The following is a 24,061-nucleotide window of genomic DNA, read 5'->3' as shown; positions in this document are numbered from 1 at the left end:
ACACCCCCTGGGCGCCGCCGGCGCCCGCCTGCCGGGCGGCGGTCCGCAGTCCGTCGCCGAACCCCTGGAAGCGGTCGCGGAAGAGCTCGGACGCCTCCCGGGTCACCTGCTCCACGGCGTCGGCGATGTGCTCGCCCGCGGTTCCGCTCTGCGGCATGTCTCCCTCTCCCTCCGGGCCCGGTCCGCCCGGTGCTCGTGTTCCCGCCGCGCCCGCGGCGCGGTGCCCCCGTGACGCCCCCGTACCCGCCGCGGCCCGTGCGATGCCCGTACGCCCCGCACCCGCCGGGGCGTGCGGCGGGCCCCCGGCGGCTCCGGCCGGGGGCCCGCCGCACGCGGTTCCGGGCTCAGTCCCGGCCGCTGGGGTTGTCCTCCGGGAACTTGCGGGTGTCGCGCGGCTCGACGTAGGGCTCCTCGTCGGCCGGATGCCCCGCCTCGATGGCCCGGCTGCGCTCGATCTCGGCGTTGAGCTCCTGGCCCAGCAGGATCACGATGTTGGTGATCCACAGCCAGACCAGGAAGATGATCACGCCCGCCAGACTGCCGTACGTCTTGTTGTAGTTGCCGAAGTTGGCGACGTAGAAGGCGAAGGCGGCCGACGCCAGGATCCACAGCAGCACGGCGACGAGACTGCCGGGGCTGACCCAGCGGAAGCGGCGCTTGACGTTGGGCGCGGCCCAGTACAGCAGCGCGATCATGAAGGCGACGAGCAGGACCAGCACCGGCCACTTGGCGATGCTCCACACCGTCAGGAAGGTGTCGCCCAGGCCGATGACGTCGCCGGCCCGCTGTGCGATGTCGCCGGTGAAGACCACCGCGACGGAGCTCAGCGCCAGGAGCACCAGCAGGGTCAGGGTGACGCCCACCCGCACGGGCAGCGTCATCCAGATCGGGCGCCCCTCCTCGATGTCGTAGATGGCGTTGGAGGCCCGCATGAAGGCGGCGACGTATCCGGACGCCGACCACACCGCCAGCGCCAGACCGATGGCCAGCGCGAATCCGGCGGCCCCCTGGTTGTTCTGGAGCTGTGTCAGCATGCTCTCGAGGATGTCGCGCGCCGCCCCCGGGGCGATGTTGCCGAGATTGTCGATCAGGGGCTGGATCGCGGAGCTGCCGATCACGCCCAGGATCGACACCAGCGCGAGCAGCGCGGGGAAGATCGACAGGACCCCGTAGTAGGTGAGTGCGGCCGCCCAGTCGGTGACGTTGTCGTCCTTGAACTCGGCGACCGTGCGCTTGAGCACGCCCTTCCAGGACCTCTTCGGCAGGTCGGTGGGCTCCTCGGGGGCCTGCCCGGCGGAACCGTCCCGCTGCTGCCGCTGGATCTTCTGCTTCGACATGTGATGGCACCTCACCGGCTCCCGGCCCGGCCGCCCCGCCCGCGAGGGAGGGGCGGCCGCCGCGGGGCCTGTCTCAGTGTGCCGAGCCGGGGCTCTGGCGGCGGGTCTCGTCGGCCACGCTCTGCCCGGACTGGCGGGCCTGTCCCTTGACCTCCTCCGCCTGCCCGCGCGCCTCGTCGGCCGTGGTGCGGGCGGCGTCCGAGGCGGTCTCCTTGACCTGCTGGGCCGCCTGCTGGCCGGACTGCCTGGCGTCCTCCTTCAGATGCTCGACCGACTCCATCGCCGCTTCCTTGACCGGCTCGGCCAGTTCGCCCGCCTTCTCGGAGAGCCGGCCCACCGCCTGCTCCTCCTTCTGCGAGCTGCGCAGCATCGAGGCGGCAAGCATCCCGGCGCCGAAGGCGATCACACCGGCGGCCAGCGGGTTGCCCTGGGTCTTGCGCGCGGCGTGGTGGGGGGCGGCCTTGACGGCCTCGCCCGCCTGGCCGGCTCCCTCGCGCGCCTTGTCCGCGGTGTGTCCGGCGCTGTCACGGACCGACTGCGTCGTGTCCGAGGTGGTTCCCATGACTCGCTCCCGTACTACGGTCATCCTGCCCTTCGCCCGCTCCTTGCGGCGGCGGACGGCGTGGCGGGGGTTGGCGTGGTCGGCAAGCCTGCCGACATCCTCCGACAGCTCCTGCCGGGTGGTGTCGATCTGGGCCCTCAGCTCGTCGGGTGACGTGCCCATTCGGCGTCCTCCTTGAGGGTCTGGACGGTGCGTTCCGGCTTGGGGTGGACCTGCTTCATCCTCGAGCGGCCCATCACGTACATCACGGCCGCCGCCACGCCCCACAGAGCGGTGACGATGAGCGCCGCCCAGCCCCAGTCCATGACGTTGGCCAGACCGAAGGTGAGCGCCAGGGAGGCGAACAGGACGGTCATGTAGCCGGCGAACCCGGCGCCGCCGTACATGCCGGCGGCCTTGCCGGCCTTGGTGGCCTCCTCGCGGATCTCGGCCTTGGCCAGCTCCACCTCCTGCCGGAAGAGCTTCTGGGCGTCCGAGGTGACGGCGGAGAGCAGCTCGCCGATCGAGGCGTCGTCCTGCGACGTCCTGTCCCGGACCTCCGGCTCGGTGTCCGGCCGGTGAGCGGTGTACGCCATGTCAGCCCACCTCCGGACGGCGGGGGACGTCGGGGGTCCCGTAGGTGCCGGTGGCACCGTAGCCACCGGTGCCGGTGGTGCCCGGAGTGCCGCCGTAGGAGGGCTCCCCGTAGCCCGGCATCGGCCGGACCTCTCCGCCCGGCCCCGTGGCGACCGCCGTGCCCTGCGACGGCGGGTAGGCCTCGTAGCCCTGGGCCTGGGCCGTGCCGGAGCCGTCCTGCCCCTGCTGGGCCGTCTTGGTGCCCGCCTTGGCCACGCGCCCGATGGCGAAGCCGGCCAGTGCCGCACCCGCCAGGAACGCGCCCGGACGGCGGCGCGCGAAGGACTCCACGCCCTCGACCAGGCCGCCCACGCCCCGCTCCTCCAGCATGTCCGCCGCGCGGCGGCCGCCGTCGGCGGCCTGGGTCACCAGATTCCGCACCGGGGAGTCGGACCGGGTGTTCTCCGCCATGCCCGACAGGTCGTCGGCCCACTGGCGTATGGTGTCGGCCGTCCTCCTGGTCTGCGTGTCCGCCTCCTGCGTGGCACGCTCCCTGAGGTGGCCCGCCATGTTGGCGACCTGGTCGCGGGCCTCGCCCGTCACGTTGCGCGCCTGCTCCCTGGCGCTGCCGGCCACGGTGCCCGCGGCCTCCTTCGCCCGGTCGGCCGTGGCCCGGGTCTCCTGCTTCGCGGCCTGGCCTGTCTGCTGTGCGGGGCCGTTGCCCGCGGTCGGAGATTCACTCACCGGTGCCTCCAGTTGGTCTTACGGAATTTGCTTTTTGCGTTATATGTGACTAGTGGCTCACAAAGGGCGAAGTACCCGGCCTTCGACCCGGCATTCACACAACATTCCCTTTTGACCGGTGCGCCGGCGGCACCCCGACGCGACCAGGGCCCGCGCGGAAGGGACGTCTCCGAGCGGACCCTGGGGTGAAGGCGGAAGCCGGCGGCTCAGCGGCGGCGCCGCTTGTCGTCGGCGCCCTCCTCCTCTATGCGCTCCTTGCGCACCTGCCCCTCGACGGTCTCCTCCTCGGTGCGCTCGTCGGTGGTCAGGCGCACCCTCTCCACCGGGTGCACCTCGGTCTCGACCACCGGGCGCTCCTCGTGGAGGGTCACCTCGTGCTCGGCCTCGGTGATCTCCGGGCCGCTCATGGCCTCGCCCTTGTTCTCCTCGGTGATGGGCTCGCGCTCCACGCGGACTTCCTCGCGCCGTACGGGCACCGTCTTCTGGACGTCCTCGGTGACGACGTACTTGCGCAGCCGGGCCCTGCCGGTCTCCTGGCGCTCGACGCCGACGCGCATCTCCTCCTCGGAACGCGTCATGGCGTCGTCGCGGCCGCGGGCTCCGCCCGCGCCGGTGCGGTCCCTCGCCGTGCCGGCCGTGCCCGCCGCGGCGGCCGTACCGGCAGTGCCCGCCGTGCCCGCCGTGCCCGTGCCGGTGCGGCGGGCCTCCTCCTGCCCGTAGCCGCCCCAGTCGACGCCGTAGTAGTCGTACAGCCGGCGCTCCTCCTGCTCGGACAGGTGTCCGCCCTGGTCCACGTCGACGTGGGGCGCGCCCTTGACCTGGTCCTTGGAGTACGGCACCTCCAGGTGGTCCTCCACCATTGCCGCGTCGTGGATCGGAACGAAGGTCTCATGGCTGCCGAAGAGCCCGGTGCGGACGCTCGCCCACTCCGGCTGGCCCGTGACGTCGTCGAGGAAGACGTGCCCGGCCTCTCCGATCTTCTTGCCTTCGGCGTCGTAGACCTGGTGGTCCAGCACCTCGGGTATCTGCTCCTTGGTGATCATGAGGCTCTCCTCGTTGCCGGTTCCTGTGACTCCAAGGCTGCGGGTAACCACCTGAAACGCTCCGAAAACCGGCAAAAAGAGCAAACATGGATCAAAATGAAAAGTTCTCTCCTCCCTCGCCGAAGCGCCGGAACTTCCCCCCACCCGCCCGTGTAGCGGCGGGAACGCCGGGTACACCGACCGCCGTCGACCCGAGCGGGCCGAAGGGAGACGCCGAGTGCCGCTCCGGCTTGAGGACTACGCCCTGCTGGGCGACACCCGCACCGCCGCGCTGGTGGGCTACGACGGCTCGGTGGACTGGCTGTGCCTGCCCCGGTTCGACTCCGAGGCGTGCTTCGCCGCTCTGCTCGGCCGTCCCGAGCACGGCCGCTGGCTGCTCGCCCCCCGTGACCGGGCCCGGCCGACGGCCCGCCGCTACCGGGGCGACAGCGCGGTGCTGGAGACCGAGTACGCCGGCCCCGAGGGCCGGGCCCGGGTGATCGACTGCATGCCCGTCGACGGCGACCACCCCTCGGTGGTACGCGTCGTCGAGGGACTGGAGGGGCGGGTGCGGATGCGCTCGCTGATGCGCCTGTGCTTCGACTACGGCAACACCCCGGCGTGGCTGCGGCCCGAGGGGCGCAGACTGCGCGCCTACGCGGGACCGGACGTGGCCGTCTTCGACTCCGGCCCGGAGTTCACCGTGGAGGACGGCGTCTGCACCGCGGACTTCTCCGTCGACGCGGGCGAGAAGGCGGGCTTCCGGCTGGCCTGGAGAGGGCTGCGCCACGGGGAGCCGGACCGGCCGGACACCGCCGGGCTGATCCGGACCGCGGCCGCCACCGAGCGGTGGTGGCGGGAGTGGGCCGGCCACTGCGCCTACTCCGGCGAGTACCGCGAGGCGGTGGTGCGCTCCCTGATCACGCTCAAGGCGCTGAGCTACTCGCCCAGCGGCGGCATCGTGGCCGCCCCCACCACCTCCCTGCCCGAGCAACTGGGCGGGGTGCGCAACTGGGACTACCGCTACTGCTGGCTGCGCGACGCCACCTTCACCCTCATGGCGCTGCTGAGCTCCGGATACGAGCGGGAGGCGGTGGCCTGGCGCGACTGGCTGCTGCGCGCGCTGGCCGGCGACCCGCGGCGGATGCAGATCATGTACGGCGTCGAGGGCGAGCGCATGCTGCCCGAGACGGAGCTGGACTGGCTGCCCGGATACGAGCACTCCCGCCCCGTGCGCATCGGCAACGCCGCCTCCGGGCAGCTCCAGCTGGACGTCCACGGGGAACTCATGGACGCCCTGCACCAGGCCAGGGTCCGGGGTGTGCCGCCGGACCCGGACGCCTGGCGGGTCCAGTGCGTGCTGATGGACTTCCTGGAGTCGCACTGGCGCGATCCCGACAACGGCATCTGGGAGGTGCGCGGCCCGCGACGGGACTTCACCCACTCCAAGGTGATGGCCTGGGTGGCCGCCGACCGGGCGGTGAAGGCCGTGGAGCGCTTCGGGCTGGAGGGGCCCTCCGACCGGTGGAGGCGCCTGCGGAGGGAGATCTTCCGGGAGGTCTGCGCGTACGGCTACGACGCCGACCGCGCGACCTTCACCCAGTACTACGGCTCCGCGGAACTGGACGCGTCACTGCTGCTCATCCCGTCCGTGGGCTTCCTGCCCGCGGACGACCCCCGGATGAGGGGCACCGTGGCCGCGATCGAGCGGGAGCTGCTCAGGGACGGCCTCGTGCAGCGCTACACCATGGACGGCCACACCGAGGCCGTGGACGGCCTGCCGGCGGGCGAGGCGGCCTTCCTGCCCTGCACCTTCTGGCTGGCCGACAACCACATCCTCCAGGGCCGCGTACGCGAGGGACGGGAGCTGTTCGAGCGGCTGCTGGACCTGCGCAACGACCTGGGCCTGCTGTCGGAGGAGTACGACACCGGGCACCGGCGGCTGGTCGGCAACTTCCCCCAGGCCCTCTCCCACATCCCGCTGATCGACACCGCGCAGAACCTGGCCGGGGGCCGGGGCCCGTCCAGGTTCCGCTCCGGCGGCGGGGGCCCCTGATCCCTTACCGGTGAGCCCGGTGAGCCCGGCGAGCCGATGAGCCCGGCGAGCCCGGCCCCGTCCGGCCGGCCGGCCGCCTCAGTGCCGGGTGAGCTCTATGACCGTCTTGACGTCGTCCGGCCGCCGCTCGAAGGCCTGCGCGAAGGACTCCAGCGGCACCCGGCGGGTGATCAGCGCGTCCAGCCAGCCCCGGTCCGCCTCGGCGAGGGCCGCGGCCGCGGCCGCGTAGTGCTGCCGGTTGGCGTTGACCGAGCCGACCACCACGGAGTTGTCCAGCACCAGGTCGCGGTTGAGGTACCCGGCGTCCACCTCCAGGGTGCGGCCGGCGGACGACAGCCCGGTCAGGCAGAGCACGCCGTAGGGGTCCATGGCCGACATCACCCCGAAGACCACCGGTGCGGCGCCGGTCGCCTCGATCACCACGTCCGGCCGCACCCGCTCCATGACCCGCTCGACGTCCTCGCAGTGGTACTCGGCGCCCAGCCGCCGGACCAGTTCGGGCTTGGGTCCGCTGTCCACCCGGTCCAGGACGTGGACCTCCAGACCGCGCTGGTGCCCGAGCAGCGCGGCGAGCAGCCCGATCGGCCCCGCCCCCGTGACGAGCACCGAGTGCGGGGCGAACCAGGACCTCCCGCCGATCCGCTCCACCTGGTCCCAGGCCTTGGCCACCACGGTGGTGGGCTCCATGAGCACCCCGACGTGCTCCAGTCCGGGGTCCAGGCGCACCGCGTAGTCGGCCTCGACCGTCCAGGACGTCGAGGCGTATCCGTCGAGTCCCTTGATGCCGCGCTCGGTGAACATCCCGTTGCGGCACATGTCGAAGTAGCCGTGGGCGCAGGCCCCGCACGGCACGGGGTCGGGCCGGCGGACGACACCGACCACCAGGTCGCCCGGCACCCAGCCGCTGTCCGGCGGCGCCTGGCGCACCCGGCCCAGGGACTCGTGGCCGACGACCAGGCGCTCACGGTCCGGCGGCGGGGCTCCGTGGCCTCCCGAGACGATCTCCAGATCGGTGCCGCACACCCCGACGGCCAGGCCGTCCACCAGCAGCTCCCCCTCTCCCGGTTCGGGATCGGGGAGGGTGTCGAGCCGCAGGGAGTTCCTCCGGTCGGGAGCCACGGTCAGCGCCTGCACGTCCACTCCATCCGTCGGGCGGGGTCCGGTGTTTCTCGCTGTACCCACGGCCGGGGCGGACACGCGTCACACTGGGGGCATGTGCCGCAGCATCAGGACACTCCGACCGCCCATGGCGCCCGAGGTCGGCGAAGAGGACATCCGCGCCGCCGCCCTGCAGTACGTCCGCAAGGTCTCCGGCTTCCGGGCGCCCGCCGCCCACAACCGCGCCGCGTTCGAGCGCGCCGTCGAGGCGGTGGCCGAGGCGACCCGGGAACTCCTGGACGACCTGGAGGTGCGCGGCGGGGGCGGCGGCCCGCCCCGGCACTCCTCCACCCGCTCCTGACGGGGCCCGAGGGCAGGGGGCCCGTCCGCGCTCTTCGCGGCAGCCGTGCCCACCGTACGGGACCGGCCGGGCCGGGGCGCCGGGCAGTTCGCCGGTGCGCACCACGCCCAGCCGCCGGGTGGCGCGGGCGAGGACGACGCGGAGGTCGCTCAGGCCGCGCGGCGCGGGCGGCCCGGTCGTCCTCCCCCAGCAGGGGTACGCCCGCCGGGGTCCCCGGCTCCCCGGGGCGTGTTCCGGCAGCGTGTGTTCGGCGGGCGCGAGCCGGGGGCGGCGGACGCCGGCCGCTCCGGCGGGGCGTACAGGTCCGTCAGCAGGCGCTGCGGCATCATGGGCGGCCACATCGCGTCGGTCGCCGCGCGCACCCGGGGGTCCGCCGCCGGTTCCGACACGGCTAACGTCCCGTCGAGCCGTCGATGCGCTCACGCAGGATGTCGGCGTGGCCTGCGTGCCGGGCGGTTTCCTCGATCATGTGCACCAGGATCCAGCGCATGGTCGGCGGCGGGGTCTCGCGCAGCGACCGGATCCCGGGCCGGTCCAGCCGGTCGCAGGCCGCGGCGATGGCGTTCGAACGCCCGGCGGCCTCCCGGTAGGCGCGCAGGATTTCTCCGGCCGTCTCCCCGGGCGCGGGCTGCGCGCCGTCGTCCGCGGGGGCCTCCCCCTCACCCGCGAACGCCCAGGCGAACCAGTTGTGTTCGGCTGCCGTCAGATGCTTGACCAGCCCCAGCAGACTCGTACCGGAAGGCACCCCCGCCGCCCGGGCCGCCTCGTCCGGCACACCGGCGGCCTTGGCCGCTACCGCGTCCCGCAGATAGTCGAGGAAGGCCAGCAGCGTGGTCCGCTCGTCGGCTTCCACCTCCGGGGGCCGCACGTCACCGCGCGGCCCCTCCGCCGCGCTTGCCGTGCCGTCGGCGGTCGTGGCTCCTGCGGTGTTCGTCGCGTCCGTCGCGTCCGTCGCGTCCGTCGTGTCCGTCATGCGGCGACCCTAGCCGCCGTGCCCCGGGGGGCAGAGCCCGGAGCGGCCTCAGGCCAGCAGCGCGTGCAGCGAGGCGGTCATCGCGGCGGCGAACGCCTCCCGCGCGTCGGCGTCCACCCGGTCCAGCGACAGGTAGGGGTTGAGGTCCTCCAGCTCCACGAGCAGCAGTTCCCCCTCCGCCGTGCGGCAGGCGTCCACCCGCTGGATGCCGTGGTCGATGGTGTTCCAGTCCACGAACCGCTGGGCGAAGGCGAGGTCGTCCGCCGTGGGGGCGTACGGCTCCAGCTCCCAGCGCCGCGCGGGGTCGGGCGCGTAGAGGGCGTACTGGAAGGAGCGGTCGACGAAGTAGAACGAGACCTCGTGGCGGAAGTCGATCCTCGGCTGGACCAGCAGGCCGGCGTCCAGTCCTAGGGCGAGCCCGGCCAGCCGGTCCGCGGGGACGACCTCCATTCCGATGGAGTCGGCGCCGAGCTCGGGCTTGACGACGTACTCGGCCGCCGGCGGCAGCCGGTCCAGGTCCTCGCGGCGGTCGACGGTGGGGATGACCGGCTCCCCCGCCGCGCTCAGCTCGGTCAGGTACCGCTTCCCGACCATGTCGGCCCTGCCCGACAGCTCGTTGAAGACCCGGGTGCCCCGCTCCAGCGCCCGGGCGCGGAAGTCCTCCCAGGCGTCCCGGTGGTGCAGGACGGGACCGCTGTTGCGCACGACGACCGCGTCGAAGGCGTCCATCAGCGCCGCCGCGTCGCGCGGGTGGCAGAGCGCGATCCGGAAGTCCTCGCGCAGCCTGGCCGAGAGGCGGACGTCCTCGTCGCCGTAGCGGCGGCCCCGGGCCTCGTAGGCGAGGTCGGTGACGTAGAGCAGTGCGGGCTTGCGGCTCATGGTTTCCGTTCCCTGTCGCGTGTCGGCTCCCGAGAAGCTACCTCCCGGCCTCCGGGGACCGGCCGCCCCCTCCGTCCGGACGGGGTACCACGGACAGAGCAGAGGAAATGTGCTGATATCACCCTTCCGCCGCTTTCGGCATCCCGGACGCTCTGTGAACCTTGAGGGACACACGGTGACAAACCCATCGCCACACAGGGAGTTGACCCATGGTGCTGTCGATCTCCGGTGTCCTGCTGTTCGGAGTGATCGTCTTCCTCTTCTTCCGCAAGGACAACCTCAAGCTCTCCCACGCCATCGTGTGCGCGCTCTTCGGGTTCTACCTGGCGGGATCGGCGATCGCACCCGGTATCCAGGCGGGCGGGGCCACCCTCGCCAACCTCATCGGGAACATCCCCTTCTAGCGATCCCTCCCGGCTCCCCGGTGCACCCACCGGGACCCGGCACCCACGACCCGCAGGACTTCGAGCCCCAGGGCTCCGGACGGCAGGAGATTCGGCGTGGCCTGGCGGCCCTTCCCCCCGGCACTCACCCCGCTGCACGCTTCCCATCCCCACCCACGCCCCGCACCGGGCCTCGCCCCGCCGGACCGCGGGCGGGACCTGCGGCGGGCGGCCGCGGACCACGCCCTCGACGCACTGCACCTGCCGGCCGTGGCCGCCCGCGGGCTGGCCCGGCTCGCCTCCTCGGCGCGGCGCCGCTGGGAGCGCACCCCCCGGGACCGGCGGGGTCCGGTGCTGTTCGCCGTGACCACCTGCCTGCTGGTGCTGTGGCTGACTCCGTACGGGCCGCTGCTGGGGGCGGTCGCGCTGGCGGGCGCCGCTGTCTGGCACGGCCGCGAACGGCCCTCGGACGCCGCCGGAGGCGAGCCGTGCGAGGCCGAGCGCGCACGGCTGCAGACCCTCTACGAAGCGCTGGTGCCGCATCTGTCGCTCACCGACGATCCCCGCCCGCAGCCCCTGTACGCCCACGACGGCGACTGGCGGCGGGCCTTCACCGACTTCGCGTTCACCGAGGAGGGCAGGCTGGCCCGGCTGCGGCTGCGCTACCCGCCGCACTTCGGCGACGGCGATCCGGAGGCCCGCGCACACCTCCAGGAACTGCTGTGCGCCAAGGCCGGCCGGGGCCGGGAGTACCACTTCGCCTGGGAGGAGGAGCTGGGCGAGCTGACCCTGACCGCGCTGCCGCCGCTGCCCGCCGGCGTGTGCGCGCAGCGCTTCGTCACCGCTCCCGGCGAGACCGTGCTGGGCTTCACCGACCTGCACACCGTCCGGCGCACGGTGCCGGTGGTGGACGACGGCGGCGAGCGGCGGGACGTGCCGCCGGTGGTGTGGCGCACGGGTCCGCGCTCCACCGAGCCGCACCTGCTGGCGCTGGGCCACCCGGGGTCGGGGACGACCACGCTGCTGCGGTCGATCGCGCTCCAGGCCCTGCGGCAGGGCGAGGTCCTGGTCGTGGACGGCGGCGGAGCGGGCGAGTACGCGTTCCTGGCCGGGCGCGGCAGGGTGCCGGCGGTGGAGTCCACACCGGCCGGCGCGCTGTCGGCGCTGGAGTGGGTGGTGCGGGAGACCGAGCGCAGGCTGCTGGCCGCCAACCGGGTCCGGCAGACCGGACGGGACGCTCCGGAGGACGTCTGCCGCCCGCTGTGGGTGCTGGTGGACCGGCCCTCGGTGCTCAGCCACCTGGCCCGCGCCGAGGGGCAGCGCGACCCCCAGGACCTGCTCCAGGTGCCCCTGCGGTACGGGCGGGCGGTACGGGTGACCGTGGCGCTGGCCGACCAGTTCGAGGGGGCGGGGGAACTGACCGGGGCCGTCCGCGCGTACACCCGGGCGCGGGTGGTGCTCGGTGCGGCGACGCCGCAGGAGGTGCGTGCGGTGCTCGGCGAGGCGCCGTCGACCACACCGCCGCCCGAGGTGCCCCCGGGACGCGGTTACGCCCGGCTGGGCTCGGGACCGGTGCACCGCCTCCAGGTGCCCGCCGCCCCGGACCCCTTCGACGAGGAGGCGGCCGAGCCGCAGCGGCGGGCGGTCCTGGAACTGCTGCCGGAACCGGTGGCCGGCCCGCCGAAGGCCCCGGCCCGGCGGGCGGTGGGCTGAGGGCTCCGGCCCTGCCGGGCCGCCGCCGGGGTCCGGGCGGCGGTTCGGGTGGCGGTTCGGGCGGCGGCTCAGGCGGCGGCCGGGGGGCTCAGGCGACGGAGCTGCGCGGGATGTCGCCTCCCGCGCTCCGCCCGTCGGCGACCAGCCGCGCGGCCGTCGCCAGCCGGGACGCGGCCTCGGCCGCCACGGGGCCGCAGACCGTGAACGGCAGCCGCACGTAGCCCTCGAACGCGCCGTCCACCCCGAAGCGCGGCCCGGAGGGAACGCGCACCCCCAGCCGCTCGCCCGCCTCGGCGATCCGCGAGCCGGACAGGTCGCCGGTGCGCACCCACAGGGTGAGGCCGCCGCGCGGGACGGCGAACCCCCACTCCGGAAGGTGCTCCCGGAGGGCCTCGGTGAGGGCGGCGCGGTTCTCCCGGGCCCGTTCGCGGTGGACCTCCATGGCCCGGTCCCAGCCGCTGCCCCCACCACCCGAACCGTCACCCGAACCACCGCCCTGCCCGAGGTCCCCCACCAGCAGCCGGGCGACGGCGAGCTGCTCCAGCACCGGGCTGCCGAGATCGGCGTAGACACGGGCCGCCACCAGACTGCGGATGGTCTCGGGCGCGGCCCTGATCCAGCCGATGCGCAGCCCGGCCCAGATGGCCTTGCTGGCCGAGCCGACCGTGACGACGGTGGAGCCGCCCGGGTCGAACGCCGCGACCGGACGGGGCATCGGCTCGCCGGGCGGGGCGTCGAGGTCGAGGCCGGACATCGTCTCGTCCGCCACCAGGACGGTGCCCGCGGCCCGGGCGGCGGCCACCAGCTCCCGGCGCTGCTCCTCCCCCGCCAGCGCGCCGGTGGGGTTGTGGAAGTCGGCGATGACGTACGCCATGCGCGGCGCGGCGTCCCGCAGCACCCGGCGCCAGGCGGGCAGGTCCCAGCCGGTGAGCCCCTCCCCCATCGCGACGGGCACCAGCCGGGCGCCCGCCTCGCTCAGCAGCCGCAGCACGTTGGCGTACGAGGGGTGCTCGACGGCGACGCGTTCGCCGCGCGGCGCGAACAGCGCGCGGATCGCGGCCACCGCGCCCATGGCACCGGTGGTGATCATGATCTGCTCGGGCATCGTCGGGACGCCGCGGGCGGTGTAGCGGTCGGCCAGTGCCTGGCGCAGCACCGGAAGCCCCGCCGGGTAGTCGCCGTGGGTGTGGGCGTAGGGCGGCAGATCGGCCAGGGCCCCCTGGAAGGCGCGGGTCAGCCAGGGCTCGGGGGCGGGGAGGGCGGCGCAGCCCAGGTCGATCATGGTCCCGGCGGCGTCGGGCGGCAGGGGCGCCAGTCCGCCCGACGGCAGGGGGTTCCCGGCGGGCAGGGCCGTCCAGCTTCCCGCGCCGCGGCGCGACGCCAGGAAACCGTCACCTCGCAGCGCCTCGTACGCGGCGGCCACGGTGGTGCGGCTGACGGACAGGGCGGCGGCCAGTTCCCGCTCGGCGGGCAGCCGGGCGGCGACGGGGACGCGGCCCTCCAGCACCAGCAGGCGGACTCCGTCGGCGAGGGCGCGGTAGGCGGGCGTCCGCCGCGCTCCGCCGGCCTCGGCGCGGTGGGAGGACAGGAGGCGGGCGAGCTGGGACGCTCCGACCGCCGAGGTCCACTGAGCCATCGGTTGAGTCCACCTTCTCGGGATTGGCCGTGTTCGGGAACCGCTTACGGGCCACAGAGTGTCACGCATCGGTCCAACGCGCCAGAAAGGACGGCTCCTTGTCCGCTTCCAGAGGTTCCGGGGAACCGGGCGGTTCCGCCGTGCGTCCCGGCCGCCGCATCCCCGACCGTCTCGCCCGCCGCCTCGTACGGCTCTACGCCGGCCTGGTGCTCTACGGGGCCAGTCTGGCGCTGATGGTCCGCGCCGACCTCGGCCTCGGTCCGTGGGACGTCTTCCACCAGGGCGTCTCCGGGCACACCGGGCTGACCATCGGCACCGTGGTGATCATCACCGGGGCGGCCGTGCTGCTGCTGTGGATACCGCTGCGGGAGCGGCCCGGCCTGGGCACCGTCTCCAACGTGGTCGTGGTGGGCCTGGCCATGGACGCCACCCTGGCCCTGCTGCCGGAGCCGGGCGCGCTCGCGGTACGGGCGCCGCTGCTGGTGGGCGCGGTGGTGCTGAACGGGGCGGCGACCGGCCTGTACATCACGGCGCGCTTCGGGCCGGGACCGCGCGACGGCCTGATGACCGGTCTGCACCGGGTCACCGGGCGCTCGGTGCGCCTGGTGCGGACGGGCATCGAGGTGGCCGCCCTGGCCACCGGCTTCCTGCTGGGCGGCACCGTGGGCGCGGGCACGGTGCTCTACGCCCTGGCGATCGGCCCGCTCTCCCAGTTCTTCCTGAGGGTCTTCGGCGCACCCCCCTCGCCCCGGGCGGACGGCGGCCGGGGCGGTTCGGGGGGCAGCGCGGGGGACGGACCGGGAGAGGGGCGGGGAGAGGGGCGGGCGGAGCGCCCGCAAAGGCGCCCGCGGCGAGTCATACTGCGTCCATGACGGCACCGGCCTCCCGCGCACCGCGCCCCGACCACCCCTTCTTCGACCATCCCGCCCCCCTGGCCTTCGCCCACCGGGGCGGCGCCGCGCAGGGAGCGGAGAACACCCACGGTGCCTTCGCGCGGGCGGTGGAGCTGGGCTACCGCTATCTGGAGACCGACGTGCACGCCACGGCGGACGGGAAGCTGGTCGCCTTCCACGACGCCACGCTGGACCGGGTCACCGACGGCAGCGGGGCGATCGCCTCCCTGCCGTGGGCACAGGTGCGGCGGGTCCGGGTGGGCGGAGGCGAGCCGGTGCCGCTCTTCGCCGACCTGCTGCGCGCCTTCCCCCACGCCCGCTGGAACATCGACGTCAAGGCGGACGCCGCGCTCGCCCCGCTGCTGGAGGTCCTGGACCGCGCCGACGCCTGGGACCGGGTGTGCCTGGGGGCCTTCGACGAGTCCCGGGTGGCCCGGGCCCGGCGCCTGGCGGGCCCGCGGCTGGCCACCTCGCTGGGCACGCGCGGCGTCCTGGGCCTGCGACTGCGCTCCTACCGCCTGCCGGGCGCGGTCGGCCGCGGCGCGCTGTGCGCACAGGTCCCGGTGCGGCACGGCGGGATACCGGTGGCCGACCGGGCGTTCGTCCGGCACGCCCACCGCAGGGGCCTGCAGGTGCACGTGTGGACGGTCAACGATCCGGAGCGGATGAGGGCGCTGCTGGATCTGGGCGTGGATGGCATCATGACCGATCACATCGAGACACTGCGCACGGTGCTGGCCGAGCGAGGGGCCTGGATCTGACGTCCGGCGGCCGCGGCGTCCGGCAGCCGCCGGACGGCCCGGGCCGCTCCCCCGCACGCGGCCCCGCGTCTGCGCACGGGACGCACGAGGGGGCGCGGGTGGGCACCGAGACCGTGGCGGGAGCCGGGGACACCGAGGACGCCGGGAACGCCGGGGACGCCGGGAGAACCGCGAAGAGCGCGGGCGGCATGGACGACGCGGGCGGCCCGGAGGGCTTCGCCGGGGCCGCCGAGCGGCGCCGTGAGCAGCGCGGCTGGTACTTCTACGACTGGGCGGTCTCCGTCTTCTCCACCAGCGTGCTGACCGTCTTCCTCGGCCCCTATCTGACCTCGGTCGCCGAGGCCGCGGCGGACGGCGCCGGCTACGTGCACCCCCTGGGCATCCCGGTCCGCGCCGGCGCGTACTTCGCCTACGCCGTCTCCGTCTCGGTGCTGCTGTCGGTGCTGGTGATGCCGCTGGCCGGGGCGATCGCCGACCGGTCGGGCCGCAAGAAGCCGATCATGGGCGTGTTCGCCTACCTGGGGGCGGCGGCCACCACGGGGATGTTCTTCCTGGAGGGGGACCGCTACCTGCTGGGCGGGGCTCTGCTGGTGGTGGCGAACGTCTCCTACGCCACGGCCGTGGTGGTCTACAACTCCTTCCTGCCCCAGATCGCGACCCCCGGGGAGCGGGACGCGGTCTCCTCCCGCGGCTGGGCCTTCGGCTACGCCTCCGGCTCCCTGGTGCTGGTGGCCAACCTGGCGCTGTTCCTCGGGCACGAGTCGCTGGGGGTGAGCGAGGGCACGGCGGTGCGGATCTGCCTGGCCTCGGCGGGCCTGTGGTGGGCGGTCTTCGCGATCATCCCGCTGCGGCGGCTGCGCGAGCGGCCCGCCGCCCACGCGTCCTCCGGGGCGGCCCCCGGCGGGGCGATGTCCCTGCGGGGCGGCTGGCGGCAGCTCGCCGGGACGCTGCGCGATCTGCGCCGCTACCCGCTGACCCTGATGTTCCTGCTGGCCTATCTGCTCTACAACGACGGCGTGCAGACGGTGATCACCCAGGCCTCGGTCTTCGGCGCCGGGGAGCTGGGAATGGACCAGACCACCCTCATCGGCGCGATCCTGCTGGTGCAGGTCCTGGCGGTGGCGGGTGCGCTGCTGCTGGGGCGGCTGGCGGTGCGCTACGGCGCCAAGCGCACGATCCTGGGCTCGCTGGTGGCGTGGACGGCGACGGTGGGCGCCGGGTACGTGCTGCCCGCGGGCGAGCCGGTGTGGTTCTTCGTGCTGGCCGCGGCGATCGGGATGGTGCTGGGCGGCACCCAGGCGCTGTCCCGGTCGCTGTACGCGCAACTGGTGCCGCCGGGCAAGGAGGCGGAGTACTTCTCGCTGTACGAGGTGAGCGACCGCGGCACCAGCTGGCTGGGGCCGCTGGTGTTCGGCCTCACCTACCAGCTCACCGGAAGCTACCGGGACGCGATCATCTCACTGGTGATCTTCTTCGTTCTGGGTTTCATCCTGCTGCTGCGGGTACCGGTGAAACGAGCGGTGGCGGCGGTGGGCGCCGCTGCGCCGGATCGGATTTAGGCCATCGGCCGAAGGGCGGGTAGTGTACGCCTGCAACTCGTCGGATGGACCGTTACCGCACGCCAAAGATAGGCGAACGTTACGTTACGTCCCGCATGGGATGTGACAAAGCGGGCGGCTGCGGGTACCGCATATCCGACGAGGCAGCGGCACGACGGGCGACGCATGTCCCAGATCGGGAATCTTCACCGCCGACCGGACGTTGACCGGATGACGACGACAGCGACACCTGTCCTGTGGGCGACAAGCCCGGGAGGCACGATTCATGAGTGAGCGAGCTCTGCGCGGCACGCGACTCGTGGTGACCAGCTACGAGACCGACCGCGGTATCGACCTGGCGCCGCGCCAGGCCGTGGAGTACGCATGCCAGAACGGTCATCGGTTCGAGATGCCGTTCTCGGTTGAGGCCGAGATCCCGCCGGAGTGGGAGTGCAAGGTGTGCGGCGCCCAGGCACTCCTGGTCAACGGCGAGGGGCCCGAGGAGAAGAAGGGCAAGCCCGCGCGTACGCACTGGGACATGCTCATGGAGCGGCGCACCCGTGAGGAGCTGGAGGAGGTGCTGGCCGAGAGGCTGGCGGTCCTGCGCTCCGGGACCATGAACATCGCCGTGCATCCGCGGGACAGCAAGCGCAAGTCCGCCTGACGGCGGCACGCGGCGCCGCGGCACATCGGAAGCACGTGGGCGAGGGTCCGACCACCGGCCGGTGGTCGGACCCTCGCCCACGTGTGTCTCCGGGCGGACCCGGCGGGGGCTAGCGCGCTCCCCCTCCCCCGCCCTCCCCGCCCCGGGCGTCGCGCTCGTCGTCGCGCACGACCTCCCCCTGGACCACCTTGCCGTCGGGCCGGTGGATGCGGAACTGCTCCTCCGCCGTACGCGCCTGCCGCAGGGTGTCCTCCAGGGAACCGGGGGCGAAGCCGGTGCGGCGGCCGAGCCGGCGCTCCACACCGCGCCGCAGCAGCGCGGCCGTCGGCGGGAAGAGGCACAGCAGTCCGGCCGCGTCCGAGATCAGGCCGGGCAGCATCAGCAGCAGACCGCCGAGCATGGCCAGCCCGTGCCCGCCCCGGGCAGGCCGGTCCCCGGGGCGGGGCTCGGCGCCCGGCTGGAGGCTCTCGACGGTCTCGACCAGCCCGCGCCAGGCACGGCGCCCGGCATGCTTGACGACCGCGGCGCCCAGCACCGCCCCCGCGACCAGGACGAGCAGGACGACCAGTCCGCTCGTGGCGTCCGCGAGCAGGGTCAGCAGCCAGATCTCCAGGATCACGAAGGCGGCCAGCCCCAGGGGGACGAAGCTGCGCCGGGGCCGGTGCCGGGGCCCGGCACCGGGGGATCCCGGGCCTCCCGGCCCGGGCCGGGAGTGCTGTGGAGGGGGCTCGTACGGGTACGGTGCGCCGGTCGTCATGTCATCCAGTGTGCCTGCGGCCGAGCGCCTGGTTCACACGGGACCGCACGCCCCAGGCGGTGACCCGCCACAGGGCCTCGGCGACGATGTCGCGGTTCATCTTGCTGTCGCCGCGCTCGCGCTCCACGAAGGTGATGGGCACCTCGACCACCTGGTACCCGGCCTGCACGGCGCGGTGGGCGAGGTCCACCTGGAAGCAGTAGCCCTGGGAGGCCACGTCGTCCATGCCCAGCCCCAGCAGGGTCTCCTTGCGGAACGCCCGGTAGCCGCCGGTGACGTCCCGCAGGGGCACGCCCAGCAGCAGCCGGGAGTAGGTGCTGCCGCCGCGCGAGAGGAACTTGCGGTGGCCGGGCCAGTTGACCACCCGCCCGCCCGGCACCCAGCGCGAACCAAGCACCAGGTCGGCGCCCTTGAGCGCGGTCAGCAGCCTGGGCAGCTCCTCGGGCTGGTGGGAGCCGTCCGCGTCCATCTCGACCAGGACGTCGTAGCCGTTGTCGATGCCCCAGCGGAAGCCCGCCAGATAGGCGGCGCCCAGCCCCTCCTTGCCCTCCCGGTGGAGGACCTCGACCTGCTCGTCCTCCGCCGCCATCTCGTCGGCGACCTTCCCCGTGCCGTCGGGGCTGTTGTCGTCGGCGACCAGGACGTGGGCCTCGGGGACGGCGGCGCGCACTCTGGTGACGATCGGCCGGATGTTGTCGACCTCGTTGTAGGTCGGGATGATCACCAGGATCCTGCCGAGGGGATCCCTCCGGCGCTGCCGCGCGTCGTTCACTGCTGCTGCCTCTTCTCGTCCGTCCTGTTCACCCCGTGTGCCCGCCCCCGTCGGCCGGTCGCGAAGGCCGCGGCGCAGGACAGGACGCCCACCATAGCGAGCACCCACTCCGGTACGGAGCCGATCCGGTCGGCGGGGGTGGTCTCGTCGCGCAGCGGGAGGTCGGCGGTGATCACATCCTGTGTGAACTCCTCCGTACGCTGCCCGATCGTGCCGTCGGGGGCGACGACCGCGCTGATGCCGCTGGTCGCGGCGGTGACCACGGCCCGCCCGTGCTCGACGGCCCGCAGCCGGGACATGACCAGCTGCTGCTCGGGCTGGCCGGTGTTGCCGTAGGTGGCGTTGTTGGTCTGGATCACCAGGGCGCGGGCGCCGTCGTTGACGGTGTCGCGCACGATCTCGTCGTAGGCGACCTCGAAGCAGATGACGTCGCCGAGCCGGGCGGGGCCGACGTCCATCACCCCGGTGCTCTCACCGGGCCAGAAGTCGCGCGGGACGCGCTGGAGGCGGGTGATGACCTTGCTGAGCTGGTCCCGGTAGGGCACGTACTCGCCGAAGGGCACCGGGTGCTGCTTGGTGTACGAGGCGCCGGGGCCCGTCTCCGGGTCCCAGACGATGCCCTGGTTCTCGACGTAGCCCTCGCGCTCGGGGTGGTCGACGAGGGCTCCGACGAGGACGGGGACGCCCACGGCCTCCGCCGCCCGGTCGATGGCGTCGTACGCCTGCGGGTACCGGTGCGGGTCCAGGTCCGAGGCGTTCTCCGGCCAGATCACCAGGTCGGGCCGCTCCTCCCGGCCCGCCGCCACGTCCTCGGCCAGCTTCAGGGTGGCCTCGACGTGGTTGTTGAGGATCAGCATCGGGCGGCCGAGGAAGTCCATGCCGGGCTGCTGGACGTTGCCCTGGACGACGGCGATGCGGACGGTGTCGGCCGCCGCGGTGCGGACCGGCACGGCGAGGCCGGCGGCGGTCACGGCCGCGGCCAGGGCGACCGCCCCGGCGGCGGCGAGGGCCGGGCGCGCCGTACGGGGGCCGCCTGCGGCCGGGGAGACGGCCTCGCCCGCCTCGGCGGTCCCGGTCGCCTCGGCCGCTCCGCGCCGCCGGCGGGCGGCGGTGACCGCAGCGGCGGCCGGGACGGCCGCCGCGGCCAGCAGGGCGCCGGTCAGCGCGACGGCGAAGGTCACCAGGGGTGCGCCGCCCAGTGCGGCCAGCGGCAGGAACGGCGAGTCGGTGACGGCGAAGGCCAGCCGCCCCCAGGGGAAACCGCCGAAGGGGATCCGGTCGCGCGCCCACTCCTCGGCCACCCACAGACAGGCGCCCCACAGCGGCCACAGCGGCAGCCGCGAGGTCGCGGCCAGCGCGGCGCCCAACGGGACGAAGAACAGCGACTCCACCAGGGACAGGCCGAGCACCGCGTCCCAGCCGATGACGTGGAGCCACTTGAGCAGTACGAAGAAGAACGGCAGTCCCATGGCGAGGCCGAGCCAGGCCCCCTGCCGGGCGGTACGCCCCCGGGTGAGGAGGGCGAGGGCGGCGACCGCTGCGATCGACAGCGGCCACAGGCCGTACGGGGGGAAGGCGGCGGCCAGTGCGGCGCCGCTCACCGCCGCCGCCACCGTGCGCCACCCCTCGCGGCGTGCCGACCGGGCCAGGCGGACGGGGAGCCGGGGCCGGGCCGGGCGCCCGGCGGGCCGGGGAGCCGGGCGGGGCCCGGCCGCGCCGACCGTGTCGGCCTGGACGGCCCGGGCCGCCGTACGGCGGTGCGGTGGCCGGTCCGGACGGTCGGCGGCCGCGCCGCCGGTCTCGGCTTCGGCGGTGGTCTCGGGACCCGATGGCACGGTCGCGGCCTTTCTTGCAGATCGTGCGGTGACGAGCCCGACCGTACAACGCCCGGCGGCTCCCATGGGGGCGGGGTGGGGCGGATGCGGAGATTCCGCACAGGGGCGGAGGCGGGTTGGGCGGCCCCGCGCGGACGGCGGGCGGGACGGACCAGAGTCAGGGTCAGGGTCCTGCTCGGGATCGGGGCCCGGCGCCCTTCGGGCCGACCTGGGACCCGCTGGCTGCGGATCGGCCGAAAGTCGTTGTCTACTGAGCCTCCGGGCCCCCACCCGGGTCACACCCTCCGACCAGCCGGGACCCCTCCGCCTCCGTGCCGCGGACGCTGGATCTGGCTCCCGGCCGTACGCCGGTGCGACGCACCGCCCATGACCCAGCTCGTTCGACGGCTGTGCGCGGAGGATCCCCGGTCGGACATCCTGTGGTGGACCCGGCCGAACCTACCCGCCGACCTCCGCCGCCTGTCAACACCCTCACCACCTGCGGCGTTTCTCCAAAGCAGCAGGTCAGTGCCGAGAGAGCCGCCGCGGGACGGCGAACCGCGGGAACATCGTTCGGCGGTATGGGCCCGCCCTCCATCACCCGTTCGGGTGTTCGTAGACCGTCCGTCCCCCGACCACCGTCCGCAGGCAGACGGGCAGCGGGCGGTCCGGCCCGAGGTCGGGCAGGCCCGGTGTGCCCGAGCGCGGATCGGTGGACCAGGCGGCGATCCGGCCGTCGGGCACCTGCACCACCAGGTCGCCGGTGCGCCAGACCGCGTAGTCGGCCGGGGCTCCGGGGACGAGGACGCCGGCGTCGTCGCGGCCGACCGCCCGCCAGCCGCCGCGGGTGTGGGCGGTGAACGCGGCACGGACGGAGATCCGGTGCTCGGGGGTGCGGTGGAAGGCGGCGGCGCGCAGGGTACCCCAGGGGTCGAGCGGGGTGACGGGGCTGTCGGAGCCGAGCGCCAGGGGCACACCGGCGCGCAGCAGGGCGGCGTACGGGTTCAGGGTGCGGGCGCGTTCGCGGCCCAGGCGCCGGGCGTACATGCCGTCCCCACCGCCCCAGGCGGCGTCGAAGGCCGGCTGGACGGAGGCGGTGAGGGCCAGCTCGGCGAAGGCCGCGATGGTGGCCCCGGTCAGCATCTCGGCGTGCTCGACGCGGTGCCGGGCGGCCCGCACCCGCTCCAGGCCGACCCGCTCGGCGGCCGCGCGCACGCCCTCGGTGACGGCGGTGAGGGCGGCGTCGCCGATGGCGTGGAAGCCGGCCTGGATCCCGGCCTCGGTGCAGGCGGCGACGTGGGCGGCGACGGCGGCGGCGTCCAGGTGGCCGGTGCCCCGGTGGCCGGCGTCGGCGTAGGGCTCGTGCAGATGGGCGGTGTGGGAGCCCAGGGAGCCGTCGGCGAAGAGGTCGCCCGCGGCGCCGAGGGCGCCGAGCTCACGCACCCGCCGTGCGCCCTCGGGGGAGGTGATGTGCTCGGCCCAGTAGCCGAAGACACGGGGCCCGGGCTCGGCGGCGGCCAGTTCCAGCAGGCCGGTGAGGTCGTCCTCGCCGGAGATCTCCGGTCCCGCGCACTCGTGGAGGGTGCCGATGCCCCGGGAGGCCGCGTGGCGCAGGGCGGCGCGCTGGGCGTCGGTGCGCTGGGCCGGGGTGACGGAGTCGTGGGCGACGGCGCGCACCGCGTGGTGGGCGTCGCCGGTCAGCGCGGCGTCGGGGGCGTAACCGGGCAGGTCCGTGACGTCGGTGGCGCCCGGGACGAGGTCGAGCAGCGCGGTGGTGACCAGCGCCGAGTGGACGTCGACGCGGGTGAGGTAGAGCGGCCGGTGGCCGGCGGCCTCGTCGAGTTCGGCGCGGGAGGGGAGGCGCTGCCCGGGCCAGGCGCTGGCGTCCCAGCCGTGGCCGAGCAGGACCCGGTCGTCCGGGCGGGCACGGGCGTGCTCCCGTACGCGCTCCAGGAGCTCCGCCGGGGAGCCGGCGCCGGCCAGGTCGAGGCCGGTGAGCGCCAGGCCGGTCGCGGTGGCGTGGACGTGGGAGTCGGTGAAGGCCGGGGTGACGAGCGCGCCGTCGAGGTGGACCACCTCGTCGACGCCGTCGGCGAAGGAGTCCGCGGCCCCTTCCGAGCCGACCCAGGCGATGCCGTCGCCGTCGACGACCATGGCGGTGGCGAAGGGGTCGGCCGGGCTGTGGACCTCGCCTCCGCGCAGGAGGACGGTGCGGGGGCGGTCGGGGCGGTCGGGACCGTCGTGAGGGGCCGTGCTGTCGCTCATGGCTGCCAGTCTCCCCCTCCCGCGCCGCCCTCGGCCGCCGGGGTGGCCCGTACGCGGCGCGGGGCCCTCACACGCGCGGCGGCCGGGCCTCGTAGGGGGTGGACAGCACGACGGTGGTGCGGGTGGAGACCCCGGCGAGGGAGCGGATGCGCGCCAGCAGGTGCTCCAGTTCGATGGGGGTGGCTACCCGGACCTTGAGGATGTAGTTCTCGTCGCCGGCGACGCTGTGGCACGCCTCGATCTCGGGCACCTCGGCGAGCCGGTCGGCGATGTCGTCCGGGGCGCTGGGGTCGAACGGCTTGACCGAGATGAAGGCCGTCATGGGCAGTCCCACCGCCTCGGGGTCGACGATGGCCGCGTAGCCGCGGATGACACCGCGCTGCTCCAGCCTGCGGACGCGCTGGTGCACCGCCGAGGTCGACAGGCCGGTGGCCCTGCCCAGGTCGGTGTAGCTCATCCGCCCGTCCCTGACGAGCAATTCCACGATGCGACGATCCAGCTCCTCCACGACAGGCAACCTACTGCGCCGGGCGCACCACGGCACACCGATCGGCCCGTCGGCGGCCCCGGGGCGCGGGCGTGTGACGAACGCCACATCCGTGCTCCCGTGTCCGGGAGGGCGCGGAGATTACGGATGGGCGGCGCAGGGAAATGCTTGCTGTGGCCGGGACTCCCTCGATCGGACACCCGGCAGCCCGTCCAAGGGGGATTGCATGCGCAAGGTGAAGTCGCTCCACGCCGGTCACCCGGACACCGAGGCCCACGAGGAGAGTGCCGAGGCCTACGACGCCTACGAGACCTACGAGATCTTCCGGGTGGTCTGCCCGGACTGCGCGCAGCCGATAGCGCTGCTGGCGGACGAGGAGACGCTCCCCGAGCACGCCCTGTGCCCGACTCCGTGGAACCCCTTCGGCCTGACGGTGTGCCAGGGCTCGGGGCGTCCGGTGGAGGACGCCGGGCCCGAGGGCCCCGGGCACGAGACCCGCGAGCAGGACGCCGCGACGCTGCTGACGCTGCCCGAGGGGCTGCACTGGCGGATGCAGCCGTTCTCCCACGTGGGCGGCCCGGGCACGCACCCGATGCGCGTTCCGCGCGGGCGGCACCCGCGCCACTGACGGCTCGCGCCGCCCCGCACGGCACAAGCGGCACGCCGGGACGCGACGCGGCCCGCCACCGGCCTCGGGATGTGGGCACCCCGTACGTCCCGTGCGCACAGGCGGGCACGCGGCGCAGTACCCGCGGGCTCCGGCCAGCCGGGCCGGGACTGCCACGCCCTCG

At 74.4% G+C, this 24,061-nt stretch carries 23 protein-coding genes; 9 read left to right on the top strand and 14 right to left on the bottom strand.

Annotated features, from left to right (window positions below; genetic code table 11):
• Positions 1-344: 344 nt before the first annotated feature.
• The 5 genes from ACLIYP_RS19710 to ACLIYP_RS19690 form a co-directional block, all read right to left on the bottom strand.
• Positions 345-1,337 (bottom strand): YihY/virulence factor BrkB family protein, encoded by a 993-nt coding sequence (locus ACLIYP_RS19710; RefSeq protein ID WP_412714450.1) that lies wholly within the window; start codon positions 1,335-1,337, stop codon positions 345-347.
• A gap of 73 nt (positions 1,338-1,410) precedes the next feature.
• Complete coding sequence (locus ACLIYP_RS19705; RefSeq protein WP_412714449.1) at positions 1,411-2,061, bottom strand: DUF3618 domain-containing protein; 651 nt, start codon at positions 2,059-2,061, stop codon at positions 1,411-1,413.
• Positions 2,037-2,474 carry a phage holin family protein gene (locus ACLIYP_RS19700; RefSeq protein WP_412714448.1) on the bottom strand — a complete coding sequence of 146 codons (438 nt, stop codon included), beginning with the start codon at positions 2,472-2,474 and terminating at the stop codon, positions 2,037-2,039. Before ACLIYP_RS19700 ends, ACLIYP_RS19705 begins: the two co-directional genes overlap by 25 nt.
• A gap of 1 nt (position 2,475) precedes the next feature.
• Positions 2,476-3,198, bottom strand: coding sequence for a hypothetical protein (locus tag ACLIYP_RS19695; RefSeq protein WP_412714447.1), 723 nt, complete (start codon positions 3,196-3,198; stop codon positions 2,476-2,478).
• A gap of 206 nt (positions 3,199-3,404) precedes the next feature.
• Positions 3,405-4,241 (bottom strand): DUF2382 domain-containing protein, encoded by an 837-nt coding sequence (locus ACLIYP_RS19690; RefSeq protein WP_412714446.1) that lies wholly within the window; start codon positions 4,239-4,241, stop codon positions 3,405-3,407.
• 217 nt (positions 4,242-4,458) lie between these two features.
• Here ACLIYP_RS19690 and ACLIYP_RS19685 point away from each other — a divergent pair, with 217 nt between their 5' ends.
• Positions 4,459-6,276 carry a glycoside hydrolase family 15 protein gene (locus ACLIYP_RS19685; RefSeq protein ID WP_412714445.1) on the top strand — a complete coding sequence of 606 codons (1,818 nt, stop codon included), beginning with the start codon at positions 4,459-4,461 and terminating at the stop codon, positions 6,274-6,276.
• Between the two features lie 78 nt (positions 6,277-6,354).
• Here ACLIYP_RS19685 and ACLIYP_RS19680 read toward each other — a convergent pair whose 3' ends face one another.
• Positions 6,355-7,410 (bottom strand): glucose 1-dehydrogenase, encoded by a 1,056-nt coding sequence (locus tag ACLIYP_RS19680; RefSeq protein WP_412714444.1) that lies wholly within the window; start codon positions 7,408-7,410, stop codon positions 6,355-6,357.
• Between the two features lie 79 nt (positions 7,411-7,489).
• On the opposite strand from ACLIYP_RS19680, the gene ACLIYP_RS19675 reads away from it, so the two are divergent.
• On the top strand, positions 7,490-7,735 hold the full coding sequence (locus ACLIYP_RS19675) for a DUF2277 domain-containing protein (RefSeq protein ID WP_412714443.1): 246 nt from the start codon (positions 7,490-7,492) through the stop codon (positions 7,733-7,735).
• Between the two features lie 391 nt (positions 7,736-8,126).
• Here ACLIYP_RS19675 and ACLIYP_RS19670 read toward each other — a convergent pair whose 3' ends face one another.
• Both ACLIYP_RS19670 and ACLIYP_RS19665 read right to left on the bottom strand, forming a co-directional pair.
• The gene (locus ACLIYP_RS19670; RefSeq protein ID WP_412714442.1) at positions 8,127-8,708 is read right to left on the bottom strand and encodes a DinB family protein; all 582 of its coding nucleotides are present in this window, start codon (positions 8,706-8,708) and stop codon (positions 8,127-8,129) included.
• A 48-nt stretch (positions 8,709-8,756) separates the two neighbouring features.
• The gene (locus ACLIYP_RS19665; protein ID WP_412714441.1) at positions 8,757-9,587 is read right to left on the bottom strand and encodes an ATP-grasp domain-containing protein; all 831 of its coding nucleotides are present in this window, start codon (positions 9,585-9,587) and stop codon (positions 8,757-8,759) included.
• A gap of 209 nt (positions 9,588-9,796) precedes the next feature.
• On the opposite strand from ACLIYP_RS19665, the gene ACLIYP_RS19660 reads away from it, so the two are divergent.
• Together ACLIYP_RS19660 and ACLIYP_RS19655 are read left to right on the top strand one after the other, a co-directional pair.
• Positions 9,797-9,991: a hypothetical protein gene (locus tag ACLIYP_RS19660; protein ID WP_093656496.1), complete on the top strand. Its 195-nt coding sequence runs from the start codon at positions 9,797-9,799 to the stop codon at positions 9,989-9,991.
• A 96-nt stretch (positions 9,992-10,087) separates the two neighbouring features.
• A complete protein-coding gene (locus ACLIYP_RS19655) occupies positions 10,088-11,683 on the top strand; it encodes a P-loop NTPase family protein (RefSeq protein ID WP_412714440.1) in 1,596 nt (531 codons plus the stop codon).
• Between the two features lie 88 nt (positions 11,684-11,771).
• Here the strand turns inward: ACLIYP_RS19655 and ACLIYP_RS19650 are convergent, their stop codons facing one another.
• Positions 11,772-13,319 (bottom strand): aminotransferase-like domain-containing protein, encoded by a 1,548-nt coding sequence (locus ACLIYP_RS19650; RefSeq protein WP_412714439.1) that lies wholly within the window; start codon positions 13,317-13,319, stop codon positions 11,772-11,774.
• Positions 13,320-13,459: 140 nt separating this feature from the next.
• Between ACLIYP_RS19650 and yczE the strand changes: the two genes are divergently transcribed.
• The 4 genes from yczE (at position 13,460) to ACLIYP_RS19630 (ending at position 17,175) form a co-directional block, all read left to right on the top strand.
• A complete protein-coding gene (gene yczE / locus ACLIYP_RS19645) occupies positions 13,460-14,191 on the top strand; it encodes a membrane protein YczE (RefSeq protein WP_459076349.1) in 732 nt (243 codons plus the stop codon).
• Positions 14,188-14,973: a glycerophosphodiester phosphodiesterase gene (locus tag ACLIYP_RS19640; RefSeq protein ID WP_412714437.1), complete on the top strand. Its 786-nt coding sequence runs from the start codon at positions 14,188-14,190 to the stop codon at positions 14,971-14,973. Before yczE ends, ACLIYP_RS19640 begins: the two co-directional genes overlap by 4 nt.
• 188 nt (positions 14,974-15,161) lie before the next feature.
• Positions 15,162-16,532, top strand: coding sequence for an MFS transporter (locus ACLIYP_RS19635; protein WP_412714451.1), 1,371 nt, complete (start codon positions 15,162-15,164; stop codon positions 16,530-16,532).
• A 265-nt stretch (positions 16,533-16,797) separates the two neighbouring features.
• Entirely contained in the window at positions 16,798-17,175 is a 378-nt protein-coding gene (locus tag ACLIYP_RS19630; protein ID WP_093656502.1) for an RNA polymerase-binding protein RbpA, read from the top strand.
• A gap of 109 nt (positions 17,176-17,284) precedes the next feature.
• Here the strand turns inward: ACLIYP_RS19630 and fxsA are convergent, their stop codons facing one another.
• The 5 genes from fxsA to ACLIYP_RS19605 form a co-directional block, all read right to left on the bottom strand.
• Complete coding sequence (gene fxsA, locus ACLIYP_RS19625) at positions 17,285-17,932, bottom strand: FxsA family membrane protein (RefSeq protein WP_412714436.1); 648 nt, start codon at positions 17,930-17,932, stop codon at positions 17,285-17,287.
• 1 nt (position 17,933) lies between these two features.
• The gene (locus ACLIYP_RS19620; protein ID WP_412714435.1) at positions 17,934-18,704 is read right to left on the bottom strand and encodes a polyprenol monophosphomannose synthase; all 771 of its coding nucleotides are present in this window, start codon (positions 18,702-18,704) and stop codon (positions 17,934-17,936) included.
• Entirely contained in the window at positions 18,701-20,539 is a 1,839-nt protein-coding gene (lnt, locus tag ACLIYP_RS19615) for an apolipoprotein N-acyltransferase (protein ID WP_412714434.1), read from the bottom strand. The genes ACLIYP_RS19620 and lnt overlap by 4 nt, the downstream gene beginning before the upstream one ends.
• Positions 20,540-21,115: 576 nt before the next feature.
• Entirely contained in the window at positions 21,116-22,783 is a 1,668-nt protein-coding gene (locus ACLIYP_RS19610; protein ID WP_412714433.1) for an amidohydrolase, read from the bottom strand.
• Between the two features lie 67 nt (positions 22,784-22,850).
• Positions 22,851-23,291, bottom strand: a complete 441-nt coding sequence (locus ACLIYP_RS19605) for an Lrp/AsnC family transcriptional regulator (protein WP_410539459.1) — start codon at positions 23,289-23,291, stop codon at positions 22,851-22,853.
• A 205-nt stretch (positions 23,292-23,496) separates the two neighbouring features.
• On the opposite strand from ACLIYP_RS19605, the gene ACLIYP_RS19600 reads away from it, so the two are divergent.
• Complete coding sequence (locus tag ACLIYP_RS19600) at positions 23,497-23,898, top strand: hypothetical protein (RefSeq protein WP_412714432.1); 402 nt, start codon at positions 23,497-23,499, stop codon at positions 23,896-23,898.
• Positions 23,899-24,061: the final 163 nt, after the last annotated feature.

Origin of the sequence: Streptomyces nanhaiensis, assembly GCF_046614825.1 — a bacterium.
Taxonomy (GTDB): Bacteria; Actinomycetota; Actinomycetes; order Streptomycetales; family Streptomycetaceae; genus Streptomyces; species Streptomyces radiopugnans.
The sequence above is the reverse complement of the archived record's forward strand: the minus strand, read 5'-3'. Positions and strand labels throughout refer to the sequence as shown.